Annotated in this window: 11 protein-coding genes, 1 tRNA gene and 1 riboswitch; of the genes, 6 read left to right on the top strand and 6 right to left on the bottom strand. The window is 57.8% G+C overall.

Annotation, left to right across the window (positions count from 1 at the left end; genetic code table 11):
- Positions 1 to 18: 18 nt before the first annotated feature.
- Positions 19 to 1,449 (bottom strand): thioredoxin-disulfide reductase, encoded by a 1,431-nt coding sequence (trxB, locus tag ACVWZJ_RS00435; RefSeq protein WP_011434346.1) that lies wholly within the window; start codon positions 1,447 to 1,449, stop codon positions 19 to 21.
- Positions 1,450 to 1,914: 465 nt separating this feature from the next.
- Here trxB and glnA point away from each other — a divergent pair, with 465 nt between their 5' ends.
- Positions 1,915 to 3,339: a type I glutamate--ammonia ligase gene (gene glnA, locus ACVWZJ_RS00430; protein WP_011434344.1), complete on the top strand. Its 1,425-nt coding sequence runs from the start codon at positions 1,915 to 1,917 to the stop codon at positions 3,337 to 3,339.
- Positions 3,340 to 3,587: 248 nt separating this feature from the next.
- Here the strand turns inward: glnA and ACVWZJ_RS00425 are convergent, their stop codons facing one another.
- Positions 3,588 to 4,040 (bottom strand): DUF4278 domain-containing protein, encoded by a 453-nt coding sequence (locus ACVWZJ_RS00425; protein ID WP_011434342.1) that lies wholly within the window; start codon positions 4,038 to 4,040, stop codon positions 3,588 to 3,590.
- A gap of 79 nt (positions 4,041 to 4,119) precedes the next feature.
- Positions 4,120 to 4,218: riboswitch (Glutamine riboswitch) on the bottom strand.
- Between the two features lie 246 nt (positions 4,219 to 4,464).
- On the opposite strand from ACVWZJ_RS00425, the gene ACVWZJ_RS00420 reads away from it, so the two are divergent.
- Positions 4,465 to 6,372 (top strand): cation:proton antiporter, encoded by a 1,908-nt coding sequence (locus tag ACVWZJ_RS00420; RefSeq protein ID WP_011434341.1) that lies wholly within the window; start codon positions 4,465 to 4,467, stop codon positions 6,370 to 6,372.
- Positions 6,373 to 6,568: 196 nt separating this feature from the next.
- Positions 6,569 to 7,546 (top strand): GTP 3',8-cyclase MoaA, encoded by a 978-nt coding sequence (gene moaA / locus ACVWZJ_RS00415; protein ID WP_011434340.1) that lies wholly within the window; start codon positions 6,569 to 6,571, stop codon positions 7,544 to 7,546.
- On the opposite strand, the gene ACVWZJ_RS00410 is transcribed toward moaA, so the two are convergent.
- Positions 7,543 to 8,907: a CRTAC1 family protein gene (locus ACVWZJ_RS00410; protein WP_011434339.1), complete on the bottom strand. Its 1,365-nt coding sequence runs from the start codon at positions 8,905 to 8,907 to the stop codon at positions 7,543 to 7,545. The genes moaA and ACVWZJ_RS00410 overlap by 4 nt on opposite strands.
- A gap of 87 nt (positions 8,908 to 8,994) precedes the next feature.
- Here ACVWZJ_RS00410 and rpsT point away from each other — a divergent pair, with 87 nt between their 5' ends.
- Positions 8,995 to 9,324, top strand: a complete 330-nt coding sequence (rpsT, locus tag ACVWZJ_RS00405) for a 30S ribosomal protein S20 (RefSeq protein WP_011434338.1) — start codon at positions 8,995 to 8,997, stop codon at positions 9,322 to 9,324.
- 102 nt (positions 9,325 to 9,426) lie between these two features.
- Here the strand turns inward: rpsT and ACVWZJ_RS00400 are convergent, their stop codons facing one another.
- Positions 9,427 to 9,864, bottom strand: coding sequence for a hypothetical protein (locus ACVWZJ_RS00400; RefSeq protein ID WP_187147245.1), 438 nt, complete (start codon positions 9,862 to 9,864; stop codon positions 9,427 to 9,429).
- A 486-nt stretch (positions 9,865 to 10,350) separates the two neighbouring features.
- Between ACVWZJ_RS00400 and ACVWZJ_RS00395 the strand changes: the two genes are divergently transcribed.
- Positions 10,351 to 10,423, top strand: a tRNA-Arg gene (locus ACVWZJ_RS00395).
- Positions 10,424 to 10,436: 13 nt separating this feature from the next.
- Here the strand turns inward: ACVWZJ_RS00395 and ACVWZJ_RS00390 are convergent.
- On the bottom strand, positions 10,437 to 13,097 hold the full coding sequence (locus ACVWZJ_RS00390) for a sensor histidine kinase (RefSeq protein ID WP_457393876.1): 2,661 nt from the start codon (positions 13,095 to 13,097) through the stop codon (positions 10,437 to 10,439).
- An 881-nt stretch (positions 13,098 to 13,978) separates the two neighbouring features.
- Between ACVWZJ_RS00390 and ACVWZJ_RS00385 the strand changes: the two genes are divergently transcribed.
- Positions 13,979 to 15,904, top strand: coding sequence for a primary-amine oxidase (locus ACVWZJ_RS00385; RefSeq protein WP_457393873.1), 1,926 nt, complete (start codon positions 13,979 to 13,981; stop codon positions 15,902 to 15,904).
- Between the two features lie 181 nt (positions 15,905 to 16,085).
- On the opposite strand, the gene ACVWZJ_RS00380 is transcribed toward ACVWZJ_RS00385, so the two are convergent.
- Entirely contained in the window at positions 16,086 to 16,343 is a 258-nt protein-coding gene (locus ACVWZJ_RS00380; protein ID WP_011434334.1) for a DUF3146 family protein, read from the bottom strand.
- Positions 16,344 to 16,360 lie beyond the last annotated feature (17 nt).

Genomic DNA, 16,360 nt, shown 5'->3' with positions numbered 1-16,360 from the left:
TTGGAGAGGACAACATCCTTAGGGGGATTTTTCCTCACACAAATTGGCCTGGATCACCTCTCGATATTGGGACTTGGGCTTAACGCCCACCAACTGGGCCACCAGCGTCTTGTTTTTGAAAAATTGCACCGTCGGGGTGCCCGCCACCCCCCCTGCCTCTGCAATCTCCGGATCTTTCTCAATATCGATCTCCACCACGTGCAGCTTGTCCGAGAACTCATCGATGATCTTGTTCAAGATCGGCTTGAGGGCATGACAAGGGGCACAGGTGGGGGCGGTGTACTTGACCATGAGCAGGCGATCGCTTTCGTGGTAGAGTCGCCGCAGGGCATAGCTCCCCTCATGGCAAGTCTTGCTGAAGTCTAAGTCATCCTGTCCATTCTCCTCAAAGCTGGCCTCCTCAACAGCAGGATCCCCAGCAGACTCTGCCGCAGAAGTCGCAGCAGGGCTGGGTTCAGGATGGCTTTGGGGAAGGACGTGATACTCCTGGGCCAAGCCGTGTTCCGAGAGCCAACGCTCTGCCAACATGGCCGCCATACAGCCAGTGCCGGCAGCGGTAATCGCCTGACGAAACTCGTGATCCTGCACGTCGCCGGCGGCAAACACCCCCTCCACACTGGTGGCCACGGATCCCGGGCGGGTGACGATGTAGCCGACTTCATCCAGTTCCAGTTGTCCTTTGAACAAGTCGGTGTTGGGCTTGTGGCCAATGGCATAAAATAGGCCACCCACTGACATCTCGCGTATTTCGCCGGTTTGGTTGTTCCGCACTTTCACCCCGGTCAGGCGCAGGCCGTCGCCCATCACTTCCACCGCCTCGGTGTTCCAGTGCACAGTGATCTTGGGGTTGTTGAGAACACGATCCTGCATGGCCTTGCTGGCCCGCATTTTGTCGCTGCGCACCAGCATGTGCACGTGGGATCCAAACTTGGTCAGGTAGGTGGCCTCCTCACAGGCAGTATCGCCGCCGCCGATCACCACCAATTCCACCCCTCTGAACATGGGCATAGCCCCATCGCAGACAGCACAAGCTGACATGCCCCGGTTCCAGTAGGTCTCCTCCCCCGGCAGGTGTAGGCGCTTGGCTGTGGCCCCGGTGGCGATGATCAGGCTGTGGGTGCGCAATTCCCGCTCGTCAGAACAGACGACAAAGGGCCGCTGGCTTAAATCCACAAAGGTGACATCTTCGGTGTAAAGTTCTGCCCCCCACCGCTGCGCTTGAGCCCGCATGTTCTTCATCAGTTGGGGGCCGGTGATGCCCTCGGGAAAGCCCGGAAAGTTCTCCACCTCGGTGGTGGTCATCAGTTGCCCGCCCGGGATCCCGCCCGCCTGGAACCCCTCAAACACAACCGGCTTCAGGTTGGCACGCCCAGCGTAAATGGCTGCTGTAAACCCAGCAGGGCCGGAGCCGATAATCACCACATTCTCAACCCGACTTTGCTCTGTCATCCGATGTCTCTCCTTCTGCAATGGGAATAAAAGCCAAACTCATAACGACTACGCTTTAGCTTAACACCCCTTGGCGAACCGGTCGAGGCCGAGGCCTATTAGCCTCATTTTCGCTCGCCTCAGGCCATTGGGGCCTTTTTTGCCCATCCCATAGGGTTATCTCTGCCCAGAGGTTGGCCAAGTGGCGGCCATTGCCCAAGTTTTGGATCCCCAACACCCAATCCCGGTTGACCCAAGCCAGAAGGAAAAGAGGTGTCTGAGATGGCCAGCAATTTGGTCTTGGTCAGAAAGCGGAGCTCAAATGAATTTTGTATCAGAAACTACAAAATACCCGTGTTGGCCTTTCTAGGATGAGTGAGCGTTTTTGGCCTGTCTGGGTCGAAGCGTGGGGATCACCTGCTGGGATCCCATTTGTTTCAGCCACAGTTCCCCCAGTCTTAACCGCAACCCAATCAGGAGAGAGTAATGGCATCCACGCCCCAAGAAGTGCTTCAGATGATCCAGGACAACAACGTCCAGATAGTGGATCTCAAGTTTGTGGATATCTTTGGCACCTGGCAGCATGTTTCCTTCCACACCTCGATGATCAAGGAAGAAACCTTCACCGAGGGGCTTCCCTTTGACGGATCCAGTATCCGGGGCTGGAAAGCGATCAACGAGTCGGACATGTACATGGTGCCGGATCCCAAGACGGCTTGGATTGATCCCTTTCTGGAGGTGCCCACCCTCAGCATAACTTGCAGCATTGTTGAGCCGCGCACTGGCCAGCCCTATAGCCGCTGTCCCCGCAGCCTTGCCGCCCGTGCCGTTGCCTATCTGCAATCGACGGGCATTGCCGATACGGCTTACTTCGGGCCGGAAGCGGAGTTTTTCATTTTTGAGGATGTTCGCTTCGACCAAACCCAAAACTCGGCCTACTACTTCGTGGATTCCATCGAAGGTCGCTGGAACTCGGGCCGCGAGGAGAAAGGTGGCAACCTGGGCTACAAGCCTCGCTACAAAGAGGGCTATTTCCCGGCACCGCCCACCGATGCCCATCAAAACATCCGCACCGAGATGCTGCTGACCATGGGCAAGTTGGGGGTGCCCATCGAGAAGCATCACCACGAGGTGGCTACCGGCGGGCAAGGGGAGTTGGGCTATCGCTTTGCCGATCTGATCACGGCTGCCGACTACATGATGGTTTACAAATACGTGATCCGGAACGTGGCCCGCAAGCACGGCAAAACCGTCACCTTCATGCCCAAGCCCCTATTTAACGACAACGGCACCGGCATGCACACCCACCAGTCCCTCTGGAAGGATGGCCAGCCCCTGTTCTACAGCGAAGGCACCTATGCCAACCTGAGCGAGACAGCTCTCTACTACATCGGTGGCCTGCTCAAGCATGCCCCGGCAATCCTGGCCTTCACCAACCCCACCACCAACTCCTACAAGCGCTTGGTGCCCGGCTTCGAGGCGCCGGTGAACCTGGCTTACTCCCAGGGCAACCGTTCCGCTGCCATTCGCATTCCGGTGACCGGCAACAATCCCAAGGCCAAGCGTCTGGAGTTCCGCTGCCCGGATGCCACCTGCAACCCCTACATCGCCTTTTCGGCCATGCTGATGGCTGGCCTGGACGGGATCAAGAATAAGATCCATCCCGGCGAGCCCTTGGACAAAGATATCTACGATCTGGAGCCGGAAGAGCTGGCCAAGATCCCTTCCACGCCTGGATCCCTGCTGGATGCCCTGGAAAACCTGCAGAAGGATCATGCCTTCTTGCTAGAGGGCGGTGTCTTTACTGAGGATCTGATCCAGACCTATATCGAGTACAAGATCGACAACGAGATCAACCCCATCAATCTGCGGCCTCACCCCTACGAGTTCGCCCTTTACTTCGACGCCTAAGCGGTGTGGCCGATTCTGCAGCGGGATCCCTGATGGGATCCCGTTTTTTTCCGAGGAAATAGCACCCCTCAATTGTGGATCCCTTGGGCAACTTAGCTACTTTTGGTCAACAGCACCTCGTGCCAGCGTTGAAGCGTCCTGTGCCGTCCATCGACCTGAGGAAGCTCAACCCAGAAACCAAAAGGGGATCCCCAGCCGGGATCCCTTCTCGCTGAGCTCATGCCAGAGCATCAACAGTTACGGGCAGATCAGCTCATGCTGACACGGCTACGGTCGTAGTTGAGCCGAAAGGTGGGATGCACTTTTCCTTGGATGCGGTTCCAGAAGTTGCGCACGTTGACATGCAGGCCAATCTGCTCTGTACCGCGGAGCAGCATGGATTGCTGGCGAATCCGAATCAAGCGTTGATGGCTCATCATCAAGCGGCGAGACAGCTCATCCAAGACATGAGAACGGCCATTGGCAGCCACCGGGGCAGATGCCTCTGCCGTCTGAACGGGTTGAGCCGGCCCTTCGGCCGCCTTGAGGTGATGAGCAACACCCCGATAGAGCAGGTCAAGGTTGGTGGGCAAAACCACCGGCTTGCTCAGGTGGCGGAACCGCCAGTCCAGCCCCCGGTAACGACCCCCCACTTTGCCGGGAGAAACCGCTGCAGTTGCAGAAGAGGGGGTGTAATCGACGCCACGGTAAAAGAGTGCCATGATCTTCGCCTCCAATGAGTTGAGTTTTCATCCGTTCGCCTTCTCCCAAGAGAAGCCACACGGTTACCAGAAGAGTTGAGGCGCGTTCCTTCGGGATATCTCCCTACTTCCGTCCTCTGGCCGTGATGTCGCTCTACCTACATTAACGAGCCGCCCAGCACGCGAGAGGATGAACGATTTCTATCTACATTCTGTATTATAAGCTACGGTTTTGAGGTATTGCCAGCAAGTTTTAACAAAAATTTCCACTGAGTTTCTGGCCAGCTTCCTCTAATCGGGACTAGTCAGCCGGGATCCCTGGGGGAAGTAAGGTGCAGGGCTTGGGGCCAGGTTCTCCACTCTGTCCGAGATGCCAGAGGAAGCATTATCGTGGAAGAATCCTCAGGATTGGCTACAAAAGTTCACATTCCTTGGTGGGTGCCCTGTGCAGGAAGACTTTCGTCTGATTTTGGACATTGTGACGGTATTGGCGGCAGCGGCAGCAGGTGGATTCTTGGCTTCGCTGCTGAGGCAGCCGGTGTTGCTCGGCTACTTACTGGCCGGGATCTTGGTGGGGCCAACCGGGTTGGGGTGGATCAAAGAGTTGGTTCAGGTGGAAACCTTGGCCCAGTTTGGGGTGACCTTTTTGCTGTTCACCTTGGGGGTGGAGTTTTCCCTGAAAGAATTGCGCAAAGTGCGGGGGATCGCCGTTGGCGGAGGCATTTTGCAAATTGGCCTGACGATTTTGATCACGGCGGTGCTGGCGGTGGTCAGCGGCTGGTTGACGCCGGTGCAAGGGATCTTTTTGGGGGCCGTGCTCTCCTTGTCTTCCACGGCGGTGGTGCTGAAAAGTCTCACTGAGACCAACCAAATGGGCACTCCCCAAGCCCAGGCCATGCTGGGGATCCTGATTGTGCAAGATTTGGCGGTGGGGCTGATGTTGGCGGTGTTGCCGGCTTTGGATTGTCCCTTGCCGGAGCTGGCGGGATCCCTGGTCAAGTCGGTAGCGGAAATTGGCCTGGTGGGGCTGGGGGCAGTGGTGAGTGGCATTTGGCTCGTTCCGGCCTTCTTGCGGCTTTTGGCTCAGCAGGAGAGCAAAGAGGTGTTTTTGCTGGGGGTGATCAGCCTCTGCGTGGGGATTGCCCTGTTGACGGAGCGGCTGGGCATTTCCAGCGAGATTGGGGCCTTCATTGCCGGGCTGATGATCTCGGAGGTGGAATACGCCGACCAAACCCTGGACTATGTGGAGCCTTTGCGAGATGTGTTTGCCGCTCTCTTTTTTGCGGCCATCGGCATGCTCATCGATCCCAGCTTTATCCTCGGCCATCTGTTGCTGATCCTGGGGCTGGTGGGGCTGGTGATGGTGGGCAAGTTTTGCATCGTGGCTCCCTTGGCGCGGCTGTTTGGTTACACTCTGCCGGCAGCGGTGGTGGTGGGGCTGGGCCTATCGCAAATCGGCGAATTCTCCTTTGTGCTGGCCAGCGAGGGGCAGGCTTTGGGGTTGGTGTCGCGGCAGATCTATTTGTTGATTGTCAGCACTACAGCCGTTACCCTTCTGCTCACCCCCTTTCTGCTGAGGGGCGCTCCTCGACTGTTTTCCGGGCTACACGGGATCCCCTTCTTGGCCCGCTGGTTGGAATCGGGCGAGCGGCCCCGCGCTTTGGCCCCCGATGCTCCTCAACAGGGGCACGTGGTGGTGTGCGGCTATGGGCAGGTGGGGCAAGACATTGTGCGCATTCTCGAAGCCCGTCGTCACCCCCTCTTGGTTATCGATCAGTCAGAACGGGTGATCCAACACCTGCGTTCCCGTGGGATCCCTTACCTCTACGGAAATGCGGCCAGCCCGTTGGTGCTGGAGAAAGCTGGCCTGCCCCAGGCCCGCGCTCTGGTCATTGCCCTGCCGGATCGCATGAGCATCCGCCTCTGCCTGAAACGAGCTCTGGAGTTGGCGCCGCGATTGGATGTGGTGGTGCGAGCTACCGACAAGGAAGACATCGAACAGCTCTATCAGTTGGGGGCCAGAGAAGTCGTCCATCCCGAATTCGAGGCCAGCTTGGGTCTGTGCAGCCATGTGTTGCTGGAGTTGGGAGAACCCCCAGACATCATTCAGCAGGAGATCCTGGCCATTCGCAGCAGCCACTACCGCGATCTGCGCCCTCTCCACCCCAGTTGTCTGATCCCCGCGCCTGTCAGTTGGCTGACACCGCCGGCCCCACCTCCCTCTCCCCCCCTCCCCGCCAATGCCAACGGCAGCCACGACAGCCACCCACCTGAGTCTGTGCTGGCCTGGTGGGAACGCTGGCAGCGGCCTGTTCAACCCGAATGGGCAGGGATCCCTGGCTCTGCCGAGTAGAGATTTGCACCTCAATCTTCGTAGTATCCTGCAAACTGGAGGTGTGGCCACCGCAAGTTGAAAGCCTGGAGACAGTTCCCGCTGCCTTCGCGGATGGAGACGCTGGGAGGTTTTCCAGAGGCAACGGAAAGGGTCCCCGGCGTTGCTCGGCACCTTGGGGGAGGGGGTGCCACATCTTTTTTGGGCCTAGCTTGCCATGCCGACCGTTAACTATCTGCGCATCAGCTTGATCGATCGCTGCAATTTCCGCTGCCAGTACTGCATGCCTGACGAGGCGGAGTTGACGTGGCTGCAAGCCCCAGAGCGTTTAACGGATGAGGAAATCCTCACGTTGGTTCGAGAGGTGTTTTTGCCGTTGGGGATCGATTGCTTTCGCCTCACCGGCGGCGAACCCCTGCTCAGGCCGGGGCTGGAGCACCTCATCCGGGCTCTATGCAGCCTGCCTGGGGTGAGAGATGTGGCCCTTACCACCAACGGCTTCAACCTCAGCCAAAAAGCTCAACTCCTCTATGAAGCGGGGTTGCGCCGCATCAACATCAGCTTTGATTCCCTCAACCCCGAGACCTTTCGACTGATCACGGGGCGGGATCGCTGGCGGCAGGTCTGGGCCGGGATCCAAGTTGCCCACCAAGTGGGGTTTGATCCCCTCAAGTTGAATGTGGTGGTGATCCCTGGGCTCAACGAATCGGAAGTGGAAGATCTGGCTGCCCTTACTCTGGAGCGACAATGGCATGTGCGCTTCATCGAGTTTATGCCCATTGGCAATGCCGCCCTCTTTCAGCAGGCCGGCTGGGTGGAGTCTGAGGTGCTGCGACAGCGAATTCGCGCTCGCTTTGGCCTGGAACCTGGGTTTGTGGCCGGCAATGGGCCGGCGGATGTGTTTCGAATCCCGGGGGCAAAAGGCACCTTGGGCTTTATCAGCCAGATGTCGGAGTGCTTTTGTGATCGATGCAACCGCATGCGGCTATCCAGCGACGGTTGGCTGCGCCCTTGCCTGCTCAACGAATCCGGCCAAATCAACCTGCGGGATCCGCTGCGAGCTGGGATCCCTGCCGAAAGGCTAAGGCAGCAGGTGCGGGAATTGCTGGACATCAAGCCGGATATCAACTTCAAAGGGCGGGACACCGGCAGCCAGGGATCCTACCGGCGCACCATGTCTCAGATTGGCGGCTAGCGGGGATAAGGGATCCGCAAAAGCTGGTTGACCGGTGGGTGGGCCACCTGCAACTGTTTCCCATCTGGCCACTGGATCTGGATTTCCTTGACCCCTGTTTCGGATCCCAGGCCAAAGTGGGCCACCGGCTCCATCTGACAGAGGTAGCCGCTGCCGGCGTCGATGGCCTGGATCTGGGTACGGGTGGAGGTGAGCAGCCTTACCAACGCGCCGCGGGCCGGGGCTCCCTGGCGGGTGAGGGGCAGAACCCTCAGCCAGTTGTTGGCATTGGCCTGAGGGCGATAGAAGCTGAGAGGCTGGGCGCCAGACTCCCCATGGGCAATCAACAATTCCAGACGACCATCCCCATCCACATCGGCCACTGCTGCTCCTGTCCCCAATCCCTGGGGCTCGGCAGCATCTCCAATGTCAATGGCTTGCCAACGGCCTGAGCGCCAAGCAAACAGACGGTTGGGCTCGCCGATGTTGTTGAAAAACAGCTCTGGGTAGCCGTCGTTGTCGAAGTCGGCAGCGATGACTGTGCGAATGCGGGAGGGCCTAGCCAACTCCGGGGGGGCTACATCCTTAAAAAAACCGTCGGGGGTCTGGATCCAGAGGCGATGGGGGCCTTCCCAGTTGCCATAGAGCAAATCCAGCCGTCCATCCCCATCCAGATCCACCGCCGCCACGCCACGTCCGTGCTCGTCCGGATCCGCCAGGCCCACCTCAGCGGCAATCTCTTCAAAGGTGCCATCCCCCCGGTTGCGAAACAGAAAGTTGGGCCCCTGCTCATTGACGGCAAAAATGTCCATCCGCTGCGAGACCAAGGGCAAGGCCACCAACCCCCGCCCGCCCGTCACCCGATTGAGTCTCGCTTCTGGCGCCACATCGGCGATCATTTGGTTAGGGCCCAACTCGTAGAGGCGCATAGGGCCGCCGTAGTTGGCTACGAAAAATCCATAGCTCCCCTGGCCAAGACGATCCACACAGGCTACAGAGCGACCTGCCGTCAAGTTGAGGGCATCTTGGTTTTGCGGCAGGGAGAACAGGTCCACCCAGGCGGATCCCTGCCAGTCGAAGAGGCGATCCCCAAAGCGCTTGCGCCCGCCGAAGGTATCGGTGTTCAAGACATAAAGTTCTTCCTGCCCGTCCCCGTCAAAGTCGGCGGCAGCCACCCCAATTGCCATGCGCCCTGCATCGGCCAGGGTGTCGTCTGCTTGATCCACCAAGGTTTGCCCATCCCACTTCAAGACTCGATTGGAGCCGCGGAACCCGCACACAAACAGCTCAAAGGCCCCATCCCGATCCAAATCGCAAGCGGCAACCCCGTAGAAAAGGGCAGGTGGGTTAAAGCGGATCTGCGAGCTGCAATCTTGGAACATGGGGATCCCATCGGAGAACAATAGGAACTGGTGGAGCTTCCAGCTCTGATGGTATGCTGGATCTTCGCTGGAACTTCCCCTTCAACCATGCCACGCATCAAATCTGCCATCAAGCGCGTTCAGATCGCAGAGCGTAATCGGCTGCGCAATAAAGCCACCAAAGCCATGGTGCGCGCTCTGATGAAGAAAGTGATCTCCCTCTCAACTGCCTATGCCGCCAACCCACAGCAAGAAACTCTGCAGGAAATCCAGGCGGCGATGAGTGCTGCTTTCAGCCGCATTGATAAAGCTGCCAAAACCGGCGTCCTGCACAAAAACACAGCCGCTCGTCGTAAGGCTCGGCTGGCCCGGATTGTGAAGCTATCTGTGGCTTCCTCGGAAAAATCCCAGGCTGAGGCTTTGGTTGAGCATGGTTGAATTCTCCTGCTGCTTCGGAAGTGGTGCTTGTGCGGGATTTCAGCCGCACGCAAACGAGATTTTGCCTCGGTGCCGGCAGGGATCCCAAGTGGCAGCCAAAACCTAATCTTGAGTATCCAACCTGCGCACCAACCAGCGCCGCAGCGGATGCCACACCGGCAAGGACAGGATCCAGCGGGATTGCTGCTCCAGCATGAGACGCTCCACCGGATACAGGCCGAACAGCTCATAGCGGCTTTGGGCGATCAGGATCCCCATCGTGAAGCTGACACAGAGCAACAACCCCAAAGTCGGCCATCCTGGGCGGTGAAACAAGGCATATCGCAGGCCCGTCCAAGTAAAGTAATCCCACAGGCGGGCTATATCCGCTCGCAAAGCCCAGAGACTGGGGATCCCGACCACCAGCCACAACAGGCCCAGAAAGATGAAGCTACCACCGTGATAGAGGCGCAGCAGACGCTTGGCTGCCGGAGACAGAGCTTGAGTGCCGGAAGAAGCTTTCTTTCGCCCAACTGAGCCAGGATCAGGGAGCAAGGGCATGGGGATCCCAATTTTCGACACCTCAACACCCATTTTGGACTTATCTCCGACCCAATAGCTCGGTTGCATGGGATCCTCGAACTCAAACGAGTACTTTTCTGCTTTCGGCTCGCCCATTTTAAGGGATCGATGCACAGGGAGCCCAGTTGTGGCTCTCCCGCTGCACAGCGCCATCCAAAAAGGCACTGATCAAAGCATCTGCTCAAAGCATCTGCCGTCTGCAAGTCTTCCTTATCCGTACAGTCAAGTTTCCTGAGAGACGCCCAGACGTCCCGTTCCAAGAGCTTGGTAGACGATCTCTTTGACGTTCATATCCTGAGCGAAAACCAACATTCCCATGGTGAAGGGATCCCGACCCGGCTCCCTAAGCCAAACCGCGCAATTTGCCCAAGCAACAATGCAGAACTCAAGGTCAGAGGCAGGTTGGTCGGGGTCAGAGAATGGGAACTTGGTCGGGGATATAATGGCTCTGCATCCTTTTCTTCGGCCTTGCTAGCTCAATGGATAGAGCACCGACCTTCTAAGTCGATGGTTGCAGGTTCGAGTCCTGCGCAAGGCGCTGCCCTTGCCCTCTAAGCCTTGCTTGGGGTTTCCGACAAGCTGCCCTGATGGGGGCACCACATCTGAACCATCACCTGCCGAGAGTGGCTTTCTACCCGCAGGGATCCCTGCAGCAGCTCCACTGCCTTTTGAACCAGCGATAGACCCAAGCCCGTTCCCCCGGCGTTGCGGCAATCCAACTGGGGGAGGCGATAGAACTTTTCAAAAAGGCGGGGCAACGCTTCTGCAGGAATTTCCACCCCTGTATTGCGCACCGTGATCAGCCAGCCGAAGCGGCCATTTGAGCTAGCTTGGTTCACGCTCAGATAGATGCTTTCTCCAGGGGGGGTGTACTTACACGCATTGTTTAAAAGCTCGCTGACCACCCGCGACAAGAGGCTCTCATCCGTGCAGAGGGGCCAAAGGTCGGGATCCCATTCCACCTGGAACTGTTGGCCTTGCTGCGCAGCCCGCAGCCGGAAGGGCTCGGCAAGATTGGGGATCCATTCCTGGGGAGATAAACAGGTAAGTCTGAGGACTTTGTTTCCGGATTCGAGGGCTTGCAATTCCAACAGGTCGTTGATTAACTCCAGCTCGCGGTTGGTCTCCATCTCCAAAATTTGAAAGTAGCGCCTTTCCCGCTCAGTTAGGTTGGCTTTAGATAGAAACCCAATAGCCAGCTTCATGTTGGTGAGAGGTGTGCGCATTTCGTGGGAGACCATGTGCAGAAACTCATCTTTGAGTTGGTTGAGCTCCTGCAACTGCCGCACCTGACGCTGGATCGTTTGATAAAGACGTGCTTGGCGAATGGCGATGGCACATTGGCCGGCTACCCGTTGGATGAGCTGTTGTTCCCGCTCGGTAAATATCTGCCCCGGTGGACGGGAGCCACAAATATTCCCCAAAACAAGCAGTTCCTCGTGTTGAGCTGTCAGATCCCTTTTGTCGCAAATGGGAGCGATGATCAGGGTGTAGCGGTCGTGGTTGGGCCAGCAGGGGTGATGGAAGTTGCTCAATTGGCAGAGCTGTCCGCGCTGGAGCTGACGAAGCACATGGGCGAAATCCGCAAACGAAACCTCCAGGGGGAAGCGCCGGATCCCTTCTCCGGCCAAATAGTCCACCGCCAAAACGCTGACCTGCCGCTCTGGGTCATACAGGGCAATGGCGCAATTGGATAGGTTCAAGCTGAGGGCCAGTTCTCGGGCTACCGTTTCCAAGATTTTTTGTTCGTCCAAGGTGGATCGAATTTCTTCGGTGATGAGCTGGAGTAGCGCTTCGTCGTTGTAAGCTTGTTCGAGCTCTGCATTGCGCACCCGCACTTGGTAATCCAATTCGGCATTGGCCTGCTGCAGCTTTTGATAAAGCTCTGCCTGCTGAATGGCCACCGCCAGGTGCTCCCCGATAGCCTTGGCCAGCTCGATCTCATCGGTTTGCCAATCCGGATCTGAGGTCAGGCGCCGCAGCGATAGCCCGCCCCACATTTGTTCCTGACAAGCCACCGGGATCACCAGCCAAGGGCCCAGTTGGTATTCTCGCTTCTCATAAATGGCAAAGGGATCGGCAATCTGCTCCGGATCCTGGACATGAAAAATTTGCAGCCGTTTCAAATGATCGAAAACCATAAAATCCCTGCTATCCGGCAGTCGCAGGTTCAGATTGTTGGGCAAATTAGGAAATCGGCTATGGCTGGCAATGCCCAACCACACGGCCTCAGCGGGCAGGTACTGATAAAGGGTAACTCGTGCTGCCTGCAACACTGCCCCCACTTCCCGCACCGCCACATCAAATAGGGTGGGTAAGTCCAGAGAGGTGTTGATGGCCTGAATGAGCTGATTAAACAGTCTTTCTCGCTGCAATTGCCGCTGCAGTTTCAGCTCAGCTTGCTTGCGAGGGGTGATGTTTCTGATGATCACCAGCACTTGATCTTCCCCAAAGGGAACGATGCGGGCCTGGCGATATTGGGGCTGAGGGGATCCCTCTGGGCAGGGGTATTCGATCTCTTGAGCTTGCCGGGTTGCCAAGGCCAGCTCCAGATGCTCGCGAATGGCTTGGGCTATGGGTTCCGCCCCACCGGTGCAACCGGTATCAGGAAACAGCTCTTCAGGAGTTTTGCCCAGGTAGTAGGCAGGGGGATGGGGGACAGAAAAATGGCTGGGCGGCTTGAACTCCAGACAGCGGCCCTGGCGATCCAGACAAAGCAGCATGTCGGGCAGGGCTTCCAGGAGCTGGCGATAGTGGCGCTCTCGCTCGGCCAAGGTGGCCTCTAGTTGCTTGCGCTCGCTGATATCCAGGGTCACCCCGACAACCTGGCCGGGATCCCCTTTCGGCCCCAAGAGCACAATCCCCTGGGAAAGCTGCCAGCGCATCTGGCCGTCGGCCTGGTAAACCCGATATTCCACCGAAAAGTTGGGATCCCCCTCTACCGCCCTGGGCCCAGCCGTCTGCAAAGCTTCTTTCACCCTTTGGCGATCTTCCGGGTGAACGCGCTGCAAAAACACTTCCAGGGTGAGATCTTGGCCGGGATCCAGCCCGTATTTGGCCTTGCACTGGGGAGAAGCACTCAACTCCCAGGTGCGCAGATCCAGTTGCCAATAGCCCAGTTGGGTGGCTTCTAAGGCCAAATAGAGATGCTCTGGATAAAAGCTGCCGTCTCCTGGCCGCACCGGCACCAGGCGGTATCGAGTTGAAGCCATCTCCCTCACCAGATTCTATGAGCCCTGCCTCATTGTGGACAATTTTCAGAGAACCTGGGAGATCCTATTGAGCTGGACTTCAACTTCACGGGGAGAAGGCCTAGGGTCACACCCTGCTGATGCGACCGGGAGGCTTTGGGCCGGGCTTGTGGGAAAGGGGGGTGCCTCTGCTATAGTGATGGTCGGTTGCGTTTCGGATCCCAAGTGGTGGGATCCCCCTGGCAGGTAGGGTTAGGGCAGGCTTCGAGATGTCTTTGCGCTCTTGCGAGAGTTGACGTTGCGTTGAGCTTTCTCGGTGTGATCCTGCCCTTAGCCTGCGTGAAGCGTTTCTTCTTTTTTATGCTTTCCTGTGCAACGTTGAGCCTGACGTTTAATCACAGAAAACTTCTCCTGCTCTCGAGTTTGGGTTTATCTGTAGTAAGACCTGTATTCAGATTTTCCCGATGGGTTGACGGTTTCCTGTTCGCCCTGGCGCGGCTTCTCAAGGTGCCGTTGCCCTCTTCATTTGGTTAGCGGACGGGGAAACAGAAGATTGCTAGATCTGGACAATTAGCAGGGCCGAGGTTGTCTTCACTTCCTTGGGCTTTGGCTTAAGTTTTCCTTTCCCCGGGTATCTCTTGCAAAGTTGCCCGATGTTGGCGATGGCAACAGGATAGTCTGTTTAGCCTGCTGTTAGGTTTTCTGGATTCTCTGAGTTGGGTTGATGGGCTGGCCCGCGGCATGGCGAGCGAAGGGATCCCTTTGACCTTTCTCAGCAGACTTCTCCCTATTTTTTCCTAGCTCAACTCAATCATTTTCCAACCGAAGAATTCAAGGTTATTGCTGTGGTTTGTAAAGTTTCTCCCAGTTTGCATCGACAGCATCAGTCGAGCGAACCTGCGTTGTCCCAAGGCCACCCCTTGGATCCCCTCAGTGCTGAGGAGATGCGGCAGGTGGTGCAGATCCTGCGCCGGCAACGGCCCCTCAGTTCTCAGGGGCGCTTTGTAACCATCCAGCTACAAGAGCCGGAGCGGCCTTGGATGGAAGCGTGGCAGCCGGGGCAGCCGTGGGATCGGCAGGCTTTCGTGGTGCTGTTGGATCCGGCCAGTGGCAACACCTACGAAGCCGTGGTCTCTCTGTCAACACAGCAGGTGCGCTCTTGGCAGCTCATTGCGGGCGTGCAGCCCCCTCTGCTCGACGATGAGGTGTACGCCTGCGACCGCCTGCTCAAGGAGGATCCCCAATTTTTGGCGGCTCTGCAGCGGCGGGGGATTGCCGATGTGGATTTGGTGATGGTGGACTACTGGACGGTGGGCTACTTCGGGATCCCGGAAGAAGAAGGGCGGCGGCTGGTGCGAGGCTTTTGTTTCCTACGTACTTCCCCTTGCGACAACGGCTATGCCCGCCCCATCGAGGGGCTCTACCCCTGGATTGACCTCAACCGCATGCAAGTCGTCAAGGTGGAGGATCGGGGTCTGTGGCCCTTGCCGCCGGAGTCCGGTAACTTCGACGAGCTGTTTTTCAAAGATTTTCGCCAAGACTTGAAGCCGCTAGAAATCACTCAGCCCCAAGGGGTGAGCTTCCAGGTGGACGGCCACCACATCCGCTGGCAGAAGTGGGATCTGCGCATCAGCTTTAACCCGCGAGAGGGGCTCGTCCTCCACCAGGTGAGCTACGAGGATCAAGGCCGCCTTCGCCCCATTCTCTACCGCGCCTCGGTAGCCGAGATGGTGGTGCCCTACGGGGATCCGCGGGATCCCCACTGTCGCAAAAATGCCTTTGATGTGGGGGAATACGGCATTGGCATGCAGGCCAACTCCCTGCGGCTGGGCTGCGACTGTCTGGGGGAAATCTACTACTTCGATGCCTGGCTGCCCACCAACAGCGGTGAGCCCATGCTTTTGAAAAATGCCGTCTGCATGCACGAGGAGGATTTTGGCATCCTTTGGAAGCACACCGACTGGCGCACGGAACGGGCGCAGGTGCGGCGCTCGCGGCGGTTGGTGCTTTCCTTTTTCACCACCATTGGCAACTACGACTACGGCTTTTTCTGGTACTTCTACCAGGATGGCACGCTGGAGTTTGAAGCCAAGCTCACCGGCATCATCAACACTTGCGCCACGTTGCCGGGGGAAGAGCCGGAGTTTGGCGTCTTGGTGGCACCCCAATTGTCTGGCCTCAACCACCAGCACTTTTTCACTGTCCGCCTCGATATGGCGGTGGATGGGCCGTGCAACTCCCTCTATGAAGTGCATGCAGAACCTCTGCCTCTGGGGCCGGATAACCCTCACGGCAACGCCTTTCGCGCCCGCTCCACCCTGCTCAAAACCGAGCAGGAGGCTAAGCAAACGGTGGATCCCTTGCGGGGCCGCTATTGGAAGATTGTCAACCCCAATCGCCACAACCGCCTGGGACAGCCGGTGGCCTACAAACTGATGCCGGGGGAAAACGTCCAGCTTTTGGCCCACCCCGACTCTTGGCTGTACCGACGGGCAGGATACCTGGCCCACCACCTCTGGGCCACGCCCTACCATCCCGGCGAGAAGTTCCCAGCAGGGGACTACCCCAACCAACACCCCGGTGGCGAAGGGCTGGTGAAATGGACGCAAGCGAACCGCTCCCTGGAAAACACCCGCCTGGTGCTCTGGTATAGCTTTGGCTGCAATCACTTCCCCCGCACCGAGGACTGGCCGGTGATGCCGGTTAGCTACATCGGCTTTATGCTCAAGCCCCTGGGCTTCTTTGAGTGCAACCCGGCTCTGGATGTGCCTCCTCCCCCGCCGAAGACCAAAGGCTGCTGCAGCTTTATTGACTACCCCCCTGCCTAGAGGGCGAGGATTCTTTCAAGTGCGAACAGCTTGGGCGCGACAGGAGTGAGAGGGGAGGCACTCTTCGCCCACGGGGCTTGAGACCTGGTTTCTGGGTCACCGTAGCAGGTGCCTTCCATTGCTCAGCCCCGGTCTTTGGTGCTGGGCAAAAGCTCTGCTCACATCTGCTCAGATTGAGAGTTCACAAGCTGCTGCGAATCACAAACGAGTAGTTGCTGCCCGGTTCCAGCAGATAGTCGGATTTTTCCAGAAAACGGCTCAAGGGCTCGCAAATCAAAGCCCGCCCCACAGAGGGTTCCACTCTGAGCTCTCCGGCCCGAAAGCGCCAGCAAAAGCGCCAAGCCCAACCATTGGCGTTGACTTCCCCCTCAATGGCACCCTCTTGCCAAGAGCGGCGGGTAATTTGGATATGGGCAGTGGTTTGAGGCAGTCGGCTCATCCGGCATCTCCCGACGG

The organism is Thermostichus sp. OS-CIW-29 (genome assembly GCF_054058195.1).
The sequence above is the reverse complement of the archived record's forward strand: the minus strand, read 5'-3'. Positions and strand labels throughout refer to the sequence as shown.